Annotated in this window: 19 protein-coding genes; 7 read left to right on the top strand and 12 right to left on the bottom strand. The window is 63.5% G+C overall.

Annotation, left to right across the window (positions count from 1 at the left end; genetic code table 11):
- Positions 1-145: 145 nt before the first annotated feature.
- Both ACQKRQ_RS20270 and ACQKRQ_RS20265 read right to left on the bottom strand, forming a co-directional pair.
- Positions 146-466: an EthD family reductase gene (locus tag ACQKRQ_RS20270; protein WP_408182456.1), complete on the bottom strand. Its 321-nt coding sequence runs from the start codon at positions 464-466 to the stop codon at positions 146-148.
- A 77-nt stretch (positions 467-543) separates the two neighbouring features.
- A complete protein-coding gene (locus ACQKRQ_RS20265; protein WP_408182455.1) occupies positions 544-1,482 on the bottom strand; it encodes a Rossmann-like and DUF2520 domain-containing protein in 939 nt (312 codons plus the stop codon).
- 237 nt (positions 1,483-1,719) lie between these two features.
- Here ACQKRQ_RS20265 and ACQKRQ_RS20260 point away from each other — a divergent pair, with 237 nt between their 5' ends.
- The 3 genes from ACQKRQ_RS20260 to ACQKRQ_RS20250 all read left to right on the top strand — a co-directional run bounded on the left by ACQKRQ_RS20260 (position 1,720) and on the right by ACQKRQ_RS20250 (position 3,763).
- On the top strand, positions 1,720-1,881 hold the full coding sequence (locus ACQKRQ_RS20260; protein WP_007180743.1) for a hypothetical protein: 162 nt from the start codon (positions 1,720-1,722) through the stop codon (positions 1,879-1,881).
- Positions 1,882-2,253: 372 nt separating this feature from the next.
- On the top strand, positions 2,254-2,550 hold the full coding sequence (locus ACQKRQ_RS20255) for a hypothetical protein (RefSeq protein ID WP_427478986.1): 297 nt from the start codon (positions 2,254-2,256) through the stop codon (positions 2,548-2,550).
- Between the two features lie 247 nt (positions 2,551-2,797).
- Positions 2,798-3,763 carry a threo-3-hydroxy-L-aspartate ammonia-lyase gene (locus ACQKRQ_RS20250; RefSeq protein ID WP_427478984.1) on the top strand — a complete coding sequence of 322 codons (966 nt, stop codon included), beginning with the start codon at positions 2,798-2,800 and terminating at the stop codon, positions 3,761-3,763.
- Positions 3,764-3,852: 89 nt separating this feature from the next.
- Here the strand turns inward: ACQKRQ_RS20250 and ACQKRQ_RS20245 are convergent, their stop codons facing one another.
- Positions 3,853-4,536 carry a LysE family translocator gene (locus ACQKRQ_RS20245; protein ID WP_427478982.1) on the bottom strand — a complete coding sequence of 228 codons (684 nt, stop codon included), beginning with the start codon at positions 4,534-4,536 and terminating at the stop codon, positions 3,853-3,855.
- Positions 4,537-4,588: 52 nt separating this feature from the next.
- A complete protein-coding gene (locus ACQKRQ_RS20240) occupies positions 4,589-6,157 on the bottom strand; it encodes a UbiD family decarboxylase (protein WP_427478980.1) in 1,569 nt (522 codons plus the stop codon).
- A gap of 606 nt (positions 6,158-6,763) precedes the next feature.
- Between ACQKRQ_RS20240 and ACQKRQ_RS20235 the strand changes: the two genes are divergently transcribed.
- Positions 6,764-7,969: a lytic transglycosylase domain-containing protein gene (locus ACQKRQ_RS20235; protein WP_132373431.1), complete on the top strand. Its 1,206-nt coding sequence runs from the start codon at positions 6,764-6,766 to the stop codon at positions 7,967-7,969.
- Positions 7,970-8,081: 112 nt separating this feature from the next.
- Here the strand turns inward: ACQKRQ_RS20235 and ACQKRQ_RS20230 are convergent, their stop codons facing one another.
- The 8 genes from ACQKRQ_RS20230 to ACQKRQ_RS20195 all read right to left on the bottom strand — a co-directional run bounded on the left by ACQKRQ_RS20230 (position 8,082) and on the right by ACQKRQ_RS20195 (position 15,735).
- The gene (locus tag ACQKRQ_RS20230) at positions 8,082-9,278 is read right to left on the bottom strand and encodes a pyridoxal phosphate-dependent aminotransferase (protein ID WP_427478978.1); all 1,197 of its coding nucleotides are present in this window, start codon (positions 9,276-9,278) and stop codon (positions 8,082-8,084) included.
- A gap of 151 nt (positions 9,279-9,429) precedes the next feature.
- On the bottom strand, positions 9,430-9,864 hold the full coding sequence (nusB, locus tag ACQKRQ_RS20225) for a transcription antitermination factor NusB (RefSeq protein WP_132373433.1): 435 nt from the start codon (positions 9,862-9,864) through the stop codon (positions 9,430-9,432).
- Positions 9,861-10,367 carry a 6,7-dimethyl-8-ribityllumazine synthase gene (gene ribH / locus ACQKRQ_RS20220; protein ID WP_006050161.1) on the bottom strand — a complete coding sequence of 169 codons (507 nt, stop codon included), beginning with the start codon at positions 10,365-10,367 and terminating at the stop codon, positions 9,861-9,863. The genes nusB and ribH overlap by 4 nt, the downstream gene beginning before the upstream one ends.
- Positions 10,368-10,416: 49 nt before the next feature.
- Positions 10,417-11,553, bottom strand: a complete 1,137-nt coding sequence (ribBA, locus tag ACQKRQ_RS20215; protein WP_132373434.1) for a bifunctional 3,4-dihydroxy-2-butanone-4-phosphate synthase/GTP cyclohydrolase II — start codon at positions 11,551-11,553, stop codon at positions 10,417-10,419.
- Positions 11,554-11,753: 200 nt separating this feature from the next.
- Positions 11,754-12,368, bottom strand: a complete 615-nt coding sequence (locus tag ACQKRQ_RS20210; RefSeq protein WP_106283367.1) for a riboflavin synthase — start codon at positions 12,366-12,368, stop codon at positions 11,754-11,756.
- Positions 12,369-12,383: 15 nt separating this feature from the next.
- Positions 12,384-13,553, bottom strand: a complete 1,170-nt coding sequence (gene ribD, locus ACQKRQ_RS20205) for a bifunctional diaminohydroxyphosphoribosylaminopyrimidine deaminase/5-amino-6-(5-phosphoribosylamino)uracil reductase RibD (RefSeq protein WP_427478975.1) — start codon at positions 13,551-13,553, stop codon at positions 12,384-12,386.
- 69 nt (positions 13,554-13,622) lie between these two features.
- On the bottom strand, positions 13,623-14,906 hold the full coding sequence (gene hemL / locus ACQKRQ_RS20200) for a glutamate-1-semialdehyde 2,1-aminomutase (RefSeq protein ID WP_408316283.1): 1,284 nt from the start codon (positions 14,904-14,906) through the stop codon (positions 13,623-13,625).
- A gap of 139 nt (positions 14,907-15,045) precedes the next feature.
- On the bottom strand, positions 15,046-15,735 hold the full coding sequence (locus ACQKRQ_RS20195; RefSeq protein ID WP_427478973.1) for a hypothetical protein: 690 nt from the start codon (positions 15,733-15,735) through the stop codon (positions 15,046-15,048).
- Between the two features lie 269 nt (positions 15,736-16,004).
- On the opposite strand from ACQKRQ_RS20195, the gene ACQKRQ_RS20190 reads away from it, so the two are divergent.
- The 3 genes from ACQKRQ_RS20190 (at position 16,005) to ACQKRQ_RS20180 (ending at position 18,169) form a co-directional block, all read left to right on the top strand.
- Entirely contained in the window at positions 16,005-17,225 is a 1,221-nt protein-coding gene (locus ACQKRQ_RS20190) for a Bcr/CflA family multidrug efflux MFS transporter (protein WP_427478971.1), read from the top strand.
- Between the two features lie 119 nt (positions 17,226-17,344).
- Positions 17,345-17,575 carry a hypothetical protein gene (locus ACQKRQ_RS20185; RefSeq protein ID WP_132373439.1) on the top strand — a complete coding sequence of 77 codons (231 nt, stop codon included), beginning with the start codon at positions 17,345-17,347 and terminating at the stop codon, positions 17,573-17,575.
- A 189-nt stretch (positions 17,576-17,764) separates the two neighbouring features.
- Positions 17,765-18,169, top strand: coding sequence for a RidA family protein (locus tag ACQKRQ_RS20180; protein ID WP_427478969.1), 405 nt, complete (start codon positions 17,765-17,767; stop codon positions 18,167-18,169).
- Positions 18,170-18,950: the final 781 nt, after the last annotated feature.

Below are 18,950 nucleotides of genomic sequence, written 5' to 3'. Positions count from 1 at the left end.
TTGGAATTTCCCGCGCCTTTGCCGCACTGGGGCGCGTTACGCGTCGTTTGAAGCGGCCGCGTAGTTTTGCGATGCCAAGGTTCGCGGGTCACGATCAACGGCTCACTGTATTAAAGGCCGCGATTCGTCCCGCTTCCGCGGGGCATCACACGGAAATCTTGATCTCGCTGATCAGAATCGTGCCGTTGCCACCGTCCGTGTAGTTGGGGATGTCGGCCATCAATTTCTCGGAGGCCGGCTTGAAGACTTTGTAGAAGTCGTCCGCGCTGTCGAACAGGAAGTGGCCCGCGGCGACGTACGGCGGCGGTGTTCCAGGCGGGCCGGCATTGATGCCGACGTCGACCGACCAGCTCTTCAGCGACGGCCCGAACAGCTTCGCCGCGAGCGGCATATGCGCGACGCAGTAATAGTCCACGTCGAAGTGGCCGTTTTCCCGGTACGGATAGAGGATGCTGACCTTGATCATTGTGCGTTCTCGTCTGTTGGTCCCGATGCGCGGCGCTGGCGGATTGCGCGCGGCGCCGGACGTCACATTATCACGGCTTACTTGACGCTTGCACCTGCTGCGGCCTGATTCAGCGACCGCTCGAGGGATTCTTCCACCACCTCGGAGATGGCGTCGATCGCGGCGGGCGGCGTGGCGCGGCGTTCGGCCAGCCCGACCGCGCGCCGCGACATCAGCCCGTACAGCGCGGCGTGGTCGCCGCCGAGGCCTTCCAGCAACGCCAGCTGCTTCTGCACGACGCCCGTGTCGCCGCGCGATACGGGGCCCGCGAGCGCGTTGGGCAAACCTTTGTCGCGAGCGGTTTCGATGGTGCCGGAGAGCATCGGCAGCAGCGCGCGCAGCGCGTCGTCTTCGGCAAAACCCAGCGTGCGCCACAGCGCGACGCATTCCGCGAGGCTGCACAGCGCGAAGCTGGCGGCGTAGTGCGCGGCGGCGTGATAGAGCATGCGGCCGCCCGCCGGAATCGACAGCGGATGGCAGCGCAGCGCGACGGCGAGCGCCGTCAGGGTGTCTTTTAGTGCGCCGTCGGCCTCGATCGTCACCGAGCAGCCGGCGATGCGCTCGAGATCGGCGAGTTCGCCGCTAAAGAGGTACAGTGGATGAAAACCGCCGATCGAGGCGCCCTGGTCGCGTGCCGGGGCGAGCAATTCGACCGGCGAGGCGCCGCTGCAATGCACGAGCGCCTTGCCGTGCGCGCCGGCCGCGCCGTCCGGCCCGTACCGGAGTGTGTGCGCTGACGTACCGATGCTGTCATCGGGAACAGCTAAAAAGACGATATCGGCGGCGTCGACCACCTGTTGTGGGTTCTCGAATGCCGCGCAATGCTCGATTTGACTGGCAAGCCGGCCGGCAGAGGCCGCCGAGCGGCTTGCCACCGCCGTGACCGGATAGCCGGCGCGTGAAAAGCTCAGCGCGAGACAACGCGCGAGCCGGCCCGCACCGATAAAGCCGAGGCGCGGCAGAGAGGACTGGGACATGGTTGCCTGCTCCACACGGAACATTGGGAAAGCAGAAGTATCGCGCATCCGCCACGCCCGCGGCGCGGCTTGGCGCCGGCTTTTCCTTGACAAGTGCGCGCGCGATATGGAGCGCCCGGCCGGTCATCCGGCGGCGCGCCCCCCGCGGGTTTGAAAACTGCTCACAATTCTTCAGAGCCGGTTTGGCAGTTGCTGTCCTGGGTATTTCGTCTCGCAGTCAGATTCGGGAGGTTCACGATGAATATTTTTTCTTACCGAAAGCACTTGCGGTTCCTGACGCATGCACAGCGTCGTCGCTGGTGGGACCAGAAAAAGCGCCTGACGCCGCGCGTGCGGATCAGCGGCGCCTATGTCCCGCCGAGCGTGTCCCGCGAGTTCGCGTATGTGAAGGTCGGCTGACGTAGCAGCCTTCGCTGGTAAGAAATGCCCGGTCAGTCGACCGGGCATTTTTCATTTTGGGGCTCAATTGATGCCGTCAGGATTGAAGCTAATTTGTAATCAAAGATTACCGTGAAGCGAATGCCTCAAGCCGTAATGCGGGCATTGCGACTGATTGCGGTGCGGTCGGACACCTGCAATCCTTGAGTTTTCAGCGTATTGCGAAGCTCATTGGTCACTGACGGCGTACGCAGGAATTGCGGGCTTCTGCCGCCAATTGCAATTTGCAACAAATGCGAACAGATAGGCGTGGTCTTTTTCGATACATTGGTTTCATAGCATGCAGGGCATGCGAAGTCGGCGACCTTGGTGGGCCGCGCTAGGAGAATAAAAGTGAAAAAGATCGTTCCGTTTGTCGTTGCCGGAGCACTCGGCTTGGGACTTGCCGGTGCCGCTCAGGCGCACGTTTCTGTCGGTATCGGTATTGGGGTTCCGATTGCGCCGGCTTACCCGGTCTATGCCGCGCCGCCGCCGGTTTACTACGCGCCGCAGCCGGTCTATGCGCCGCCGGTCGTATATGCGCCGCCGCCAGTCGTGGTGGGCGGTTACTACGGTGGCTATGGACGCCCTTACTACCACCACCACGGCTATTACCGCGGTTATTACGGCCACGGCTACTATCGCCGCTAACCGCGGCACGCAACGCTATTCTTTAGCGGCGTAACGCCGGCTTGATCGCCGGGTTACGCCGTTTGTTTTTTTGTGGCCGCTTTTCATGCAGCCAATGCCGCGCTTATCGTCGGAGTGACGATTTGAATGGGCGCTTGCCGGTTAGGGCGGAGAGTCGCCACCGAAGCTCACCGCACGCCTGACGTTCCAAACCTGGGTCGAAGCTGGGAGAATGGCGGTTTCGCCACCGCTTTGGAGAGTTTCGCCGATGCAAGCGCTTCCCGCTCCCACTTTCGACGACGTACTCGACGCCGCTGCGCGTCTCGAAGGCGTCGCCCACCGCACCCCCGTTCTAACCTCCAGCACGTTCAACGAGCGCACGGGGGCGGCGGTGTTCTTCAAGTGCGAAAATTTTCAGCGCATGGGCGCCTTCAAATTTCGCGGCGCTTATAACGCGATCTCGCATTTCGACGCGGAGCAGCGCAAAGCCGGCGTGCTGACGTATTCGTCCGGTAACCATGCTCAGGCGATCGCCTTGTCTGCACGCCTGGCCGGCATCCACTCGACGATCGTCATGCCGCAGGACGCACCCGCGGCCAAAGTCGCGGCGACCAAGGGCTACGGCGGTGAAGTGATCACCTACGACCGCTACACGGAGAACCGCGAAGAGATCGGCCGGCGGCTTGCCGAAGAGCGTGGCATGACGCTGATTCCACCGTATGACCATCCGCATGTGATCGCCGGGCAGGGCACGGCGGTGAAAGAGTTGATCGAGGAAACCGGCCCGCTCGACATGCTGTTCGTGTGCCTCGGCGGCGGCGGGCTGATCAGCGGCAGCGCGTTGTCGGCGGCGGCGTTGAGCCCGGCGTGCACGGTGATCGGCATCGAGCCGGAAGCGGGCAACGACGGCCAGCAGTCGCTGGCGCGCGGCGAGATCGTGCATATCGACACACCGCGCACGATCGCCGATGGCGCCGCCTCCACGCATCTCGGCGACTACACGTTCGCGATCATCCGGAAACTGGTCTCGCAGATCGAAACGGTCAGCGACCAGCAGTTGATCGAGACGATGCGCTTTTTCGCGCAGCGCATGAAGATCGTGGTCGAGCCGACGGGCTGCCTCGCCGCGGCTGCGGTGCTCAACGGCATCTTGCCGGTGAAGGGCAAGCGTGTCGGGGTGGTGGTGAGCGGCGGCAACGTCGATCTGGAAAAGCTCGCGCAATACCTAGCCTGATACATGCGCCGGCTGGCGTTGTTGCGCTTGCCGTAGCCGATGCCTGACGCGTGATCGAAAACGGCTCGCCAACGCGAGCCGTTTTCATGTCAACTTGCCACGTGCGCGGTTTGCACGATCAGATCGCGATATCCGTTGACGATCACGCTATACGAGAAGTACGCAAACAGCAGCGCGGACAGCACATGACAAGCGCGCAGCAAACCGGTGCCGGCGCGTTTGCGTCCGTGGCTGCCGAGTCCGCAGATAAAGATCGTCCAGCACAGGCCGCCGAGAAAAAATCCGCCGAGAAACACCGGCGCGGTCGTGACGCTCGTGGCGCCCGCTTTCGCGATCAACGCGCCGCCGACCGCGGCGAACCACAGAATCGCCGATGGCGACGACACCGCCAGCAAGACGCCGCGCAAGAAACCGCGCCACGCGGACAGATGCGGCGCACTCGCGTCCGCTTCGCCGGCCACGGCCACGGCTGGCGCCGTTGCCGGGAACATCGCTTCACGCGCCATCTTCCAGGTCAGGAAGAGCAGGATCGCCGCGCCACCGAGCCACACCACCCAGCGCACCGACTCGAACTGCAGCAAGGCGGCCATGCCCGCGAGCGCGAGCGCCGCGTAAATCAGATCGCCGATGCACGAACCGAGGCCGAGCCAGAAGCCCGGTTTGAAGCCATGCGAGAGCGCCAGGGAAATCATGGCGACGTTCACGAGACCGATATCCAGACACAGCGACAGCGACAGAAAGAATCCATCCGACATCATTGAAAAGGCATGCATCCGCGCAACGGCTCCGATCGCTTTGTTATTCAGTCTTGTTGTACGGCTTGCCTCAGAGGCCCAACTCGTTCCACAAGGTGTCGATGCGCTGTTTGACCGCGTCGTCCATTACGATGGGACGGCCCCATTCGCGATCGGTTTCGCCGGGCCACTTGTTGGTCGCGTCGAGCCCCATCTTCGATCCCAGTCCGGCCACCGGCGAGGCGAAATCCAGATAGTCGATCGGCGTGCGATCCACCAGCACCGTGTCGCGCGCCGGATCGATGCGCGTGGTGATTGCCCAGATCACTTCCTTCCAGTCGCGGATATTCACGTCCTCGTCGACCACGACGATGAACTTCGTATACATGAACTGCCGCAGGAAGCTCCACACGCCGAACATCACGCGTTTTGCGTGGCCGGGGTAGCTCTTCTTCATCTGCACGATGGCCATGCGGTAGCTGCAGCCTTCGGGCGGCAGATAGAAGTCGGTGATCTCGCTGAACTGCTTTTGCAACAGCGGCACGAACACTTCGTTGAGCGCGACGCCGAGTACGGCAGGTTCGTCGGGCGGTTTGCCGGTGTAGGTGGAGTGGTAGATTGCGTCGCGGCGCATGGTGATGCGCTCGACCGTGAAGACGGGGAACCACTCCTGTTCGTTGTAGTAGCCGGTGTGATCGCCGTACGGGCCTTCCAGCGCATGTTCGTAGGCCGCCGACGCGCCCTTGACCGGACGTGGCGGCGCGCCTGCGGGAGCGGGCGAGGGCGCACCGTCCTGCGGGTAGATGAAACCTTCGAGGACGATCTCGGCGCGCGCGGGCACCTGCAAGCCGTCGACGCCCGGCGTGATGCACTTCGCCAGTTCGGTGCGGCCGCCGCGCAGCAGGCCGGCGAACTGGTATTCGGACAGCGTGTCGGGCACCGGCGTGACCGCGCCGAGGATAGTCGCGGGATCGGCGCCCAGCACGACGGCCACCGGATATGGCTTGCCCGGGTTCTGCAGCGCGAACTCGCGAAAATCGAGCGCGCCGCCGCGATGCGCGAGCCATCGCATGATCAGTTTGTTACGTCCGATCAATTGCTGGCGATATATCCCTAAGTTTTGTCGGCTTTTGTTCGGGCCTTTCGTGACGGTCAGGCCCCATGTGATCAGCGGGCCGGCGTCGCCCGGCCAGCAGGTCTGAATCGGCAGCCTGGCGAGGTCCACGTCGTTGCCTTCCCAGACGATTTCCTGGCAGGGCGGCGCGCTTACCGTCTTGGGCGCCATGTCCCATACCGCCTTCGCCAGCGAGAACAGTTTACCGGCGTCCTTGAGCCCCTTCGGCGGCTCCGGTTCCTTCAACGCGGAGAGCAGCCGGCCCACATCGCGCAGCGATTCGAGCGCGGCCCCGTCGCCTTCGCCGGCTTGCGCGTCGACACCCATGCCGAGCGCGACCCGCCGAGGCGTGCCGAACAGGTTGCCGAGCACCGGGAACGCGTGCTGTGCCTTGCTCTCGAACAGCAAAGCGGGACCGCCGGCGCGCAACACGCGGTCGCACAACTCGGTCATTTCCAGGACCGGCGAGACGTTTTGTGAGATGCGGCGCAGTTCACCGATCGTCTCAAGACGGCCGACGAAATCGCGCAGGTCTTTGTATTTCATCTGGTGCTGTTCAGTGCCGCGCAAGCGGCGAAAAAGGAGAGGCGCAGCAGGGTTTAACGGCGCCAGAACGATTGTCGATTTTACCTGTGTTGGTAAGCGCACGTAGATCGGCAAAACGGCCTAAGTGAGACGGATGAGTCGAGATAGCTCAAAAGGCGCGTGCCGCGCGGTTTTGGACGGTCTGAACACTGTTCATTATTACAATTAGTTATACATTTGCCTATCTATAGTGTTGACGATCTATAAAACCCTGCATAGAATCCGTCCACATTGGTTGCAGGGCGTGAACGTTTTTACCACTGCCCCCGGTCCCATCAGACGCAACGCGTCACCGCTTACCGACCCCTGCACGGTATCTAACGGCCTTATTGATGTCCTGCCAGCGCCAACTGACGCTGGTTTTTCGCGTGGGAGCCACCGCCCGCATGCTTTTTTGACATGCCGCGGTCCTCTTTCAGGATGGCTCCCCACAAACGGTATTTGCCGTTTTCCCGACGTCGCTGCTGCCCTAACCAGACAGAGCACGCGATGTCTTGATTCTGCGAACGTGCCTCACCGCTTCTTCATCCGGCGGGGTTCGCGGATCATGCAACATGGGAGATCTGAATGAACGCCTGGTTATCGTGGCGTCCCGATGAGCGTATCGCGCAAGTTGTGCGTGGTGTGCTGCGTCGCGGGACGCGAATGAGTCATCACCTGTTCAGCATCGTCGGCGGGATCGCCGTTGTGCTGACAGTCGCACTGTGGCTGATGCCGGCCCTGCGCGGCACGCTAGCCGCCAAGTTGATGCCGGTCATTTCCGCCGCTGTGCAAGCCGGTCCCGCCCGCCTGCTGCAGGGCAACCCGCTGCCGGCTTTCGGACCGCCCGCCCGCGCGTCCTCTGACGACTCGCTGTCCGCGAACACGAACGTCCCCGATGCCTTGAGCGGCACGAACAGCGGTAGCAACGGCAACACCGACGTCACCGCGGGCAACACCAGCTTTGACGGCGCATTCGACACCACCGGCTCGACCGGCGTGAGCGGTATGGGTGTTGCGGCGCTGAACGGTCTCGACCCGCGCACCATGCAAAGCGTGACCGCGCTGGCACGGCTGATCCCGTCGCAACGCGTATCCGCCGACGCGCGCGACGACCGCGTGCTGATCTCGACCCGCGAGCAGGATCTGGTTGCATCCTATCTGGCACGGCGCTATCGCGTCGCTCAGGAGCCCGTCAGCGAGCTCGTGAAGGCCGCGTTCGACACCGGCCGCGAAGTCGGTCTCGATCCGCTGCTGCTGCTGTCCGTGATGGCGATTGAATCGGGCTTCAACCCGTACGCCGAGAGCGGCGTGGGCGCGCAAGGCCTGATGCAGGTGATGTCCAAGGTGCACTCGGACAAATTCCAGTATTTCGGCGGCCAGAGCGCGGCGCTCGAACCGGTCGCGAACATCAAGGTGGGCGCGCTGGTGCTGAAGGATTGCATCGCACGCGGCGGCTCGCTGCCGGGCGGCTTGCGCCTGTACGTCGGCTCGACCTCGCAGGACGACGGCGGCTACGGCGCCAAGGTGATGGCCGAGCGCGGCCGTCTGCGCGACGTAGCGCGTGGCCGCAAGGTGCCGATCAACGCGCCGCAAGCGCCGGTTCTGACTGCGTCGACCAATACGACTGCGGCTGCACCTGCCGGCAACGGCAAGCGCGTGCAGGTGACGCTTGAAGGCAGTCATCAGTTGAGTGCGGCGACATCGGTGAAGACGCCGGTTTCCTCCGAGCAGGACGACGCGAGCGCCAACGCGACCAAGCACGTGGCATCGGCTTCGGAGTTGGGCGCTTGAGGTCGGTAGCGCAAAGTTGACGGCTCGATGTTGAAGCAAGCGGCAACAAAAAAAGGACACCCATCAGGAGTGTCCTTTTTTTTGTCTGGCGATTGAGAGCGCGCCGCTTCGCTCAACCCTTGCCGAAGAACTTCGCCAGCCGCTCGACCGCTTCTTCCAGCTTCGGATAGGCGGTGGCGTACGACAGCCGGATGTACTCCTTCGGCGCGTGCGTACCGAAATCCATGCCCGGCACCAGCACCACGCCGGCATCGTGCAGCATGGCCTTGGTGAGCGCCGCGCTGTCGCCGGCCGCGGGATGCGCGACCGTGCGGCAATCGGCGTACACATAGAACGCGCCGTCGGGCATGACCGGCACCGAGAAACCAAGCGATTCCAGCGCCGGCGCGATGAAGTCGCGGCGACGCTTGAATTCCAGGCGCCGCGCTTCGTAGATTGCGATCGTTTCCGGCTCGAAGCAGGCAAGCGCCGCATGCTGGGCGAGCGCGGAGGCGCAGATGAACAGGTTTTGCGCGAGCTTTTCAAACGCGCTGACCATGCCGGGCGGCACCACCAGCCAGCCGAGCCGCCAGCCGGTCATGTTGAAGTACTTCGAGAAGCTGTTGACAGTGATCACGTCGTCGCCGAACGAGAGCGCCGACACCGGCTTTGCGTCGTAGCTCAGGCCCTGGTAGATCTCGTCGACGATCGTAAAGCCGCCACGCGCCCGCACGGCCTTGACGATGCGCTCCAGTTCAGCCGGTTCGATCGACGTGCCGGTCGGATTCGACGGCGACGCCAGCAGCACGCCACGGGTGCGCTCGTTCCAGAGGCGCTCGACGTCGGCGGCGGTGAGTTGGAAACGTTCGGCCGGGCCACTGGGCACCATCACCGGCTTGCCTTCGGCGGCGATCACGAAATGGCGGTTGCACGGATAGCACGGGTCGGGCGTCAGCACTTCGTCGTCGCGATCGACCAGCGCCGCGCAAGCCAGCAGCAATGCCGCCGATGCGCCGGCGGTGACGACGATCCGCGCCGGATCCACGTCGACGCCGTAGAAGTCGGCGTAATGCGCCGAGATCGCTTCGCGCAACGCATGCAGTCCGAGCGCGCTGGTGTATTGCGTGACGCCACGGCGCAGCGCGCTCGCGGCCGCCTCGATGACCGGCTCGGGCGCGGTGAAATCGGGTTCGCCGATTCCCATGTGAATGATGTCGCGCCCCTCGCGCTCAAGAAGCGCGGCCTCCTTGGCCAGCTCCATCACATAGAAAGGCTGGATGGCGTCCACGCGTGCAGCAAGCCGCACCAAGGGTTCGGTCACGGAGTTCATACGATCAAATCCAGTTCAAAAGCAAAAGCGGGAAGACGTTTGGCGCGAGTGTTCACGCGCGAAGCGGCGTCCTTGCAAACGGTCCGGTTGCGCCGCCGCGTTTAGCGAGGCGCATGACGACGATCATGCATGCCGCTCATGCGCCTGGCGCTCAACGCTTGCGAGCCGCCTGCGTTTCATCCACGCGCAGTTGTGCCGACAGCTTGTCCAGCACGCCGTTCACGTACTTGTAGCCGTCCGCGCCGCCGAACGTCTTGGCGAGTTCGACCGCTTCGTTGATGACCACGCGATACGGAATATCGACGTGATTCTTCAGTTCGAACGCGGCCACCAGCAACACGGCACGTTCGACCGGCGAGAGTTGTTCGATCGGACGATCCAGACACGGAGCGATTGCCGCGGACAGTGCTTCCGAATCGCGGATCACGCCGTGCAGAATGGCGTTCAGATGTTCGTGGTCGGCCTTGTCGAAGCCTTGCGCGCCGCGCAGTTGCGCGTCGATTTCACCGCCGGGCGAGCCCGACAGCAGCCACTGATAAAGCCCCTGCGTGGCCAGTTCGCGGGAGCGTCGGCGTGCGCTCTTCATGCCTCTTCCTCTTCTTCGTCTTCTTCCTCGTCATCGCCGCCGAGTTGTTCGAGCGCGACGGCGAGATTCGCCATTTCGACGGCCACGCGTGCTGCGTCACGACCCTTTTCGGTCATGCGCGCGACGGCCTGTTCGTCGTTTTCGGTGGTCAGCACCGCGTTCGCGACCGGAATGCCGAAGTCGAGGCCGATACGCGTGATGCCCGCGCCACTTTCGTTCGAGACCAGTTCGAAGTGGTACGTTTCGCCGCGAATCACCGCGCCGAGCGCGATCAGTGCGTCGAATTGCGCGCTTTCGGCGAGCTTTTGCAGCGCCAGCGGGATTTCCAGCGCGCCCGGCACGGTGACGAGCAGCACGTCTTCGCCGGTCACGCCGAGGCGTTCGAGTTCTTCGATGCAGGAGTCCGCGAGGCCATTGCAAACGGGTTCGTTAAAGCGCGCCTGGACGATGCCGATACGCAGTCCGTCGCCGTCGAGATTCGGTTGGTATTGTCCGATTTCCATGTGAATTCCGTAGTGTTTTGAGTGGGCGCTAAGCGCGTGAATGGTCGGATCAGCCTTGTTGCGGAGATTGTGGCTTGCTGCCCGGCATCGGCACGAAGCCCGTGACTTCGAGACCGTAGCCCGACATGCTGCCCAGCTTGCGCGGGTTCGACAGCACCTGCATCTTGCCGACACCGAGCTCACGCAGAATCTGCGCGCCGATGCCATACGTCTTGAAGTCGACCGGGCGGCGTTTGAGCGCGTCGGCTCTTTCCTTGGAGTCGAACGCCTTGAAAACGTCGATCAGATGGTCCTTCGAGTCGCCGCAGTTCAGCAGCACGATCACGCCGCAGTCGCGTGCGGCGATCTCTTTCATGGCCGCGTCCAGCGTCCACGAGTGGGTGGATTCGCCAACTTCCAGCAGATCCAGCACCGACAGCGGTTCATGCACGCGCACCAGCGTGTCCTGATCCGTGCATGGCGTGCCGCGCACCAACGCGATATGCGGCTGGCCGCTCGGCTGGTCCAGATACATGACTGCGCGGAACGCGCCGTGCGCGGTCTGCATGGTGCGTTCGCAAATCCGCTCGACGATCGACTCCGTGCGGCTGCGATAGTGGATCAGATCCGCAATCGTGCCGATTTTCAGATCGTGTTCTTTGGCGAATTCCATCAGGTCCGGCAGGCGCGCCATCGTGCCGTCGTCCTTGATGACTTCGCAGATCACCGCGGCCGGCGTGAGGCCCGCCAGCGCGGTGAAGTCGCAGCCCGCCTCGGTGTGGCCGGCGCGCACCAGCACGCCGCCGGGCTGGGCCATGATCGGAAACACGTGGCCCGGCTGCACGATGTGCTCGGCCTTGGCGTCCGGCGCCACCGCGGTGGCGATCGTGCGGGCGCGGTCCGCCGCCGAAATGCCGGTCGTGACGCCTTCGGCCGCTTCGATACTGACCGTGAACGCCGTTCCGTACTGCGTGCCGTTGCGGTAGGTCATGAGCGGCAGGTTCAGCAGCTTGCAGCGTTCCTGCGTAAGCGTCAGGCAGATCAGGCCACGGCCGTAACGGGCCATGAAATTGATCGCTTCCGGCGTGACGAATTCGGCGGCGATCACGAGGTCGCCCTCGTTTTCGCGGTCTTCTTCGTCGACGAGGATCACCATCCGGCCTGCTTTCAGTTCGGCAATGATCTCTAGAGTGGAGGCGAGCGTCATGTTGGCGAGAGTTTCGAAGAAAGCGCGTATTTTACGCCACGCGCGAGCCCAAGTCGCCTCCGCCGAACGGCATAGGCCGTTTGGCCGACTGGCGATGAGCCGTCCGCCGTTGCTATGCTCGTCGAAACGATGGACGCATGAACCGGCTGAAAGCGGCGGGGCGCCGCCGCCGGGCCATGCGGGGCAGGGCTTGCGGCCGTTTATTTCGGCGCGTTCAGCATGCGCTCGACGTAGCGCGCGATCAGATCGATCTCCAGATTCACCTGTGTGCCTTCCCGCAAACGCTTGAGCGCCGTCACTTCGACTGTGTGCGGAATCAGGTTGATCGAGAATTCGCAGCCATCGTCGCGATCTTTAACCGAGTTGACGGTCAAGCTCACGCCGTTGACAGTGATAGAGCCTTTGTACGCCAGGTAGCGGCCGATCTCGCGCGGCGCCAGCACGCGCAGTTCGTGCGATTCGCCGACCGGCGCGAAGTGCGTGACCGTGCCGAGGCCGTCCACATGGCCGGAGACGATATGTCCGCCGAGCCGGTCGTGCGCGCGCAGCGCCTTCTCGAGATTGACTTCGCCGGTCTCGCCGAGCCCCGCCGTGCAGTTCAGGCTTTCGCGCGAGACGTCGACTTCGAACGAGTGGGCGGTCTTCGCGACCACGGTCATGCAGGCGCCCTGGATCGTGATGCTGTCGCCGAGCTGCACGTCGCCGAGATCGAGGCCACCGGCTTCGACGTTCAGCCGTACGCCCGCGTCGCCGTCGGTGCCGAGCGGCTTGACTGATTCAATGCGGCCCACGGCCGCGACGATTCCTGTGAACATCGTACTAATCCTTGATCATTTCGAAACGGGTTGGGACGCGGGATCGCCGCCGGGTCCGGGCGTGGCCTCGGGCGCGTGTTGGGGCACAAAGCGCGCGAGAATCCGCAGATCCTCCCCGATCCGGTCGATCGCGTGGAAGTTCAGTTTGACGCGGCCTTCGAGCGTTTCGGGCGCGGCCAGATTGAACATGCTCATCGAATCCATGCCGAGCAGGCTCGGCGCGAGATACACGAGCAGTTCGTCGACACAGCCTTCGCGCAGCAGCGAGCCGTTCAGCTTGTAGCCCGCCTCGACATGCAGTTCGTTGACGTTGCGCTCGCCGAGCACTTTCAGCACCCCAGGCAGATCGACCTTGCCGGCCGGGTTCGCCAACTGGACGATCTCGGCGCCGCGATCGCGCAGTGCGTTGGCGCGATCGGTATGGCGCTGATCCAGATTGCCGCAGAAGATCAGCGTAGGTGCGCCGGCCAGAATCTGCGCCCCGGGCGGCACGTCGAGCTGACTGTCGATCAGCACGCGTTGCGGCTGGCGCGGCGTGTCGACTGCGCGCACCGTCATGCGCGGATCGTCTTCCCTGACGGTGCCGATGCCGGTCAGGATCGCCGACGCGCGAGCGCGCCAGGCGTGGCCGTCCGCGCGTGCCGCTTCACCGGTGATCCACTGGCTATCGCCCGAAGGCAAACCGGTGCGGCCATCCAGCGAGGCCGCCACTTTCATGCGCACCCACGGGCGGCCACGTGTCATGCGCGAGACGAAGCCGATATTGAGTTCGTGCGCTTCGAGGGCGAGCAGTCCGCAGCGCACTTCGATGCCGGCGTCGCGCAGCATGGCGAGACCGCGTCCGGATACCTGCGGATTGGGGTCTTCCATCGCCGCGACCACGCGCGCGACCTGCGCTTCGATGAGCGCGTTCGCACACGGCGGCGTGCGCCCGAAGTGGCTGCACGGCTCCAGCGTCACGTAGGCCGTAGCGCCGCGCAGGTCATGGCCGCGCGAGCGCGCGTCTTTCAACGCGCGGATCTCGGCATGATCCTGACCGGCCGGTTGCGTGAAGCCTTCGCCGATCACCTCGCCGTTCTTGACGAGCACGCAGCCGACCCGAGGATTCGGGTCGGTGGTGTACATGCCGCGCTTGGCCAACGCGAGCGCGCGTTCCATATGGACGAAATCGGTTTGCGAAAACATCGGTGTCCGGTCGGGTACGGTGGCTAGGCTGTAATGGGTTTCGATTTTAGCGATGTTGTCTCGCCGGCTTCAGGCAGCGAGCGAGGCGAACGCGCCGCGCGCAGCGTCGATCGTGGCGTCGACGATTGCGTCGTCGTGAACGATCGACACGAAGCCCGCTTCATACGCCGACGGCGCGAAGTACACGCCGGCGTCGAGCATCTTGTGAAAGAACGCGTTGAAACGCGGCACGTCGCTCTTCGTGACCTCGGCGAAGCTGGTCGGGATCGAGTCCGTGAAGTAGAGGCCGAACATGCCGCCGAGCGAGTCGGCCGCGAACGGCACTTTGGCTTCACGCGCGACCTTCGCGAGACCTTGCACGAGGCGCGTGGTGCGCGCGGCGAGCGTGTCGTAAAAGCCGGGCGCCTGGATCAGTTGCAACGTTTTCAGGCCGGCCGCAACCGCAATCGGGTTACCCGACAGCGTGCCCGCCTGGTAGACGCCGCCGAGCGGCGCGAGGTGAGCCATGATGTCGCGCCGGCCTCCGAAAGCCGCCGCCGGCATGCCGCCGCCTATCACCTTGCCGAGGCAGGTCAGATCCGGCGTGATGCCGTACACCTCTTGCGCGCCACCCAGGGCAACGCGGAAGCCGCACATCACTTCGTCGAAAATCAGCACCGAGCCGTACTCGGTGCACAGGCGCCGCAACGCTTGCAGGAATTCCGGCGTGGCGCGCACGAGGTTCATGTTGCCGGCCACCGGCTCGACGATCACCGAGGCGATCTCGTTGCCGAACGCCTTGAACGCTTCCTCGAGTTCAGCGACGTTGTTGTACTCGAGCACGGTGGTGTGCTTGGCAATATCCACCGGCACGCCCGCCGAAGTCGGATTGCCGAACGTCAGCAGCCCCGAGCCCGCCTTGACCAGCAGGCTGTCCGCGTGGCCGTGATAGCAGCCCTCGAACTTGACGATGCGGCTGCGGTTCGTGAAGCCGCGCGCGAGACGCAGCGCGCTCATGGTCGCTTCAGTACCGCTCGACACCATGCGGACCTGCTCGATGGAGGGCACCAGCTTGCAGATTTCTTCGGCGATTTCCACTTCCGATTCGGTCGGCGCGCCGAACGAGAAGCCATTGCCCAGCACGCGCTGCACGGCTTCGAGGACTTCCGGATGGACATGACCGAGGATCATCGGGCCCCATGAGCCGATGTAGTCGATATAACGCTGACCGTCCGCGTCCCAGAAGTAGGGGCCTTGCGCGCGTTCGATGAAGCGCGGCGTGCCGCCGACCGAGCGGAAGGCGCGCACAGGCGAGTTCACGCCGCCGGGAATGGTGCGTTGCGCGCGTTCGAAAAGGGTTTCGTTTTTGGACATGGCGATGGCTGGAATCGGGGTTGCGCAGCGGCGCAGCTTGCCTGTCGGCGAGTCGCGCGGCGCTGGGATAGGTGGGGAAATTGTACCGGAGTCAGCGTGAACAGGTTTTCCGGATGCGCCTGCGCAGCGGGTCGCCCGCTCAGTTTTTGTGTGCGCGCTTGGCGGTTGCCGTCTTTGTTACCGGCCGGGTCGCCGGTTTCGTGATCCGCCTGCTGTCCTGCGTCGCAACTGACTGGGATGGCGGGGTCGCCACTTGCGTAGCGACCCGTTTAGCCGCCGCCTTCGCCTTCGTGACGGTGCGGCCGTCCGCCGCGCGCTTTTCCACCGCCGCGTGAGCCGTGACCTTGCTCGAGCGTGTGGGACCCGCCGGCATATCGAACTTCGGCGGCTTGCGCTTGCCGGTCAGTTCCGCCCAGCGCTTTTCCAACGCGCCTTCGGCCATCGGCTTGATCACGGTCCCCGAACTCTGCGCGTCCCACGTCTGCACGGAGAAAGGATGTGCGCGCAACATCTCGCGGGGAATCACCACACCTTCGTGTGCATCGACCACCCAGTCGTACACGAAGTCGATGCACAAACGGTAGCCACGCTTCGTCGCCGGATCGGGGACCTCGTATGGCGCACGCGTCACATAGCCGGAGCCGAAGATGCCCTTCGGTTCCTGCGCGACCCGATGCAGGAAGACGCGGTCACCCGGCAGGATGCTGCGCGCAAATCCGCAGCCCCATACGTCGGCCACCGCGACACCCGCGGCCACGCGTTTGGCCACGTCGGGCAACTCGGGCCACGGCCATTTCTTGGGGCTCCAGATCAACAGGAATGCGGTCATCGCATGGTCGGTACAGGATGGCGGGGAAGGGCGCTGCGCACAGCTTCGCGCGTCGCCCGAGGCGTTCAGGCGGCAGCTTAACCGATTGGCGGCGTGCTTGCCGCATGTCGCCGATGCATCATTCGCGTCTTCGCGATCATGGCCTCGATCATGTCCGAAGCCCGGCTGCCGTGTTAACCGTCGCGTACAATTGAGGCCGTCAAGTTGCTGTTTTCCCCGTTTCACCTGTTCCGCTGCCGACAACGGCGCGGCGCTTCATCTGGATTCCCATGTCTCACATCACCAGAAGCCGGCCCGATGGCCGGCTGATTCTGTTGCTCGGTGCGCTTGCCGCATGCGGGCCGATTTCGATCGATATGTACCTGCCGAGCCTGCCGACCATCGCGCAGGCGTTCGCCATCAGCACTGGCGCCGCGCAGACGACACTCACCAGCTTCATGTTCGGCTTTTCGATCGGCATGCTGTTGTATGGTCCGCTGTCCGATACCTATGGCCGCCGGCCGGTGTTGCTCGGCGGCATCGTGATGTATGCGCTGGCCAGTGTCGCCTGTGCGATGTCGTTCTCGATCGGCTCGCTGGTGACGTTCCGTTTCGTGCAGGCGCTGGGCGCGGGCGCGGCTTCGGTGCTGGCGCGCGCCATTGCCCGCGATGCTCACGGCCCGACCGATGCCGCTCGCGTGCTGTCGATGCTCGCCATCGTCACGTCGATCGGGCCATTGCTCGCGCCGCTGCTCGGCGGGCAGTTGCTGCTGATCGGCGGCTGGCGTGTCGTCTTTATCGTGCTGACGCTATTCGGCACGGTGTGCGCGGTGACCGCGTTTCTCAAGGTGCCGGAAACGTGGCCGCGTGAGAAGCGTGCGCATTCCGCGTTGCTGAAGTCGTTCGGCGCGTACGGCAAGTTGCTGCGCGATCCGGTTGCGTGGGGGCACATGCTGTGCGGCGGCATGGCGTTCGCGTCGATGTTTGCGTATATCACCGCGACGCCGTTTGTCTACATCGAGTATTTCCATGTGTCGGCGCAGCATTACGGCTTCCTGTTCGCGCTGAATATCGTCGGCATCATGTTTGGCAACTTCATGAATACGCGGCTTGTCGGCCGGCTCGGCTCGCTGCCGATCATTAGTTTTGCTGCAACCGTAAGCTGCATTGCCTCGCTGTTTGTGTGTCTGGTCTCGTTGACCGGTTGGGGCGGTCTGTGGTCGATCGTGTTCGGACTGTTCTTCGTGGTCGGCGTCGTCGGACTTCTGTCCGCGAACTGCACGACCGATCTGATGCATCGCTATCCGATGAATGCCGGCGCCGCGGCCGCCGTGTTCGGCGCCGTGCAGTTGGCGCTCGGCGCGTTGTCGAGCCTCGCGGTTGGAATCTGGCAGGACGGTTCTCCCAAGGGCATGGGCGTGACGGTCGGCGTGGCGGGCTTGCTGTGTTATCTCGGCCGGATTCTGGTTGTCAGGTGGCATGGGATCAAGGCGCCTGTCGCTGCCGTTTGAGGACGGGCGAGGCGCGAGTCGCGCGGCGTCTACGGAAAACACCAGGTGTTGCGCGCGCGCGACCGTGTGTCTCAATTTGCATTGCTATGATGGAGCCACTGTTCCTCGGAGCGGCATTCATGGCGATCAGAGATTTGATGAACGGCGAACGGCAACAAGCTGCATTCGCTGAAGCGCAGAAGCTGGCGGACAGCGGCGCCTATCACGATTACACAGACATCGAATACGTCTTGCGCTTTGATTATGGTTTGTCTGATGTATCGACACTGCTCGACAGTCAGTTGATGCATCGCGACCTGAACCACCGTTGTGCGGATGCGCGCGAGAAGCTGGAGATGCTTAGCGTGTGATGCGTGATGCGTGCGGCTTATTTGTGGAAGCGTGTCTATTTTGCGAGGCGCTGTGCCCGGAGTGGGCGGCGCTAGTGCGTTGCATGATTCCTCGCGTGATCGCTTCATCGCTTTTGCGAAACGGGATGCGGTCGTGCGGATGAGTCGTACGCAGTGTCGTGTGCCGCCGTCACACCTGGAGTGATATTCATGGCTGGTAGCCAGCACGACCCGCATCTGCCGCATACAAACAATCCCGCTACGCTTTCGCAGCCGGGCGGTCATTACAGTCACGTCGCGGTCGCAAATGGTTTCGTGTTCGTCTCGGGACAATTGCCGATCACCGCGCAAGGCGACAAGCTATCCGAGGCCTCGTTCGAGGATCAGGCCGAACAGGTGTTGGCCAATGTGCGGGCCGCGCTCGAAAGCGTCGGCAGCAGCGTCGCGCAACTGGTGCGGGTGCGCGTCTACATCGTCGATGTCGAGAACTGGATGAGCTTCAATCAGATCTACGCGCGTTGGGCCGGTGAAGCGCGTCCGGCGAGAGCCGTCGTGCCGGTTCCTCAACTGCATTACGGTTTCAAGATCGAGGTCGAGGCGACCGCGCTGGTTTAGCTAGCGGCGTTGGCGTCTCAAGTTTTGGCGCGCGTTTGGGGCAGTGGGATAACGGCGTTCAACGGGTCGCGTCAATGCTTAAGCTCGGTGGGCTACGAGTCCATTGAACTGACATTGCTCACACCGGCCGCGATATTCACGCCGACGTTGCCGCTCATGTTCGTCATCGCGCACACGCCGATCGACGCAGTCGATGCGTCGAGCTTCGCGCTGGCTCAGAAACCGACGCCTACTCCAACACCAACGCCGCCGCCAACGCTGCCACCACCAACGCCGACGCCAATATTAGTGCGCGGCGCGTAATAGCCGGGGCCATAGTCGTACGCAGGTACTGGCCCATAACCGTAGCCGTCCTGGTATGGCGCGGCCACCACACAGCCCGCGAGACCGGCCCCTAAGGCCAATATGCCGAATAGTCTGATCATGATCTTGTCCCCCTTCATGAACTGGACAGCAATATCCGGTCCCTAAGGCGTCACGAATCGGGACTAGGCCCACGATAGGACGCCAGCGGTACCAAAACCGGAACTGTCCCAAATTCGGGACCGTCTTGCAGGGCGTGCAACGCACGGCAATGCAGCCCAACGCGATGCAACGAGGGTGCTTGAAGGAATGATTGGAGCATCCGGCAAGATGCATCTAGAAGTGCTTGGCATCTGCCTAGCAAGTGCACACGGATGATTACACCCAAGGCGACACCCAAGGCGACACCCAAGGCGACACCCAAGGCGACACCCAAGGCGACACCCAAGGCGACACCCAAGGCGACACCCAAGGCGAC

The sequence above is a fragment of the Paraburkholderia sp. NPDC080076 genome (assembly GCF_050281145.1).
Taxonomy (GTDB): domain Bacteria; phylum Pseudomonadota; class Gammaproteobacteria; order Burkholderiales; family Burkholderiaceae; genus Paraburkholderia.
Note: the sequence above shows the minus strand (reverse complement) of the source record. Positions and strands in the feature narration are given on the sequence as shown.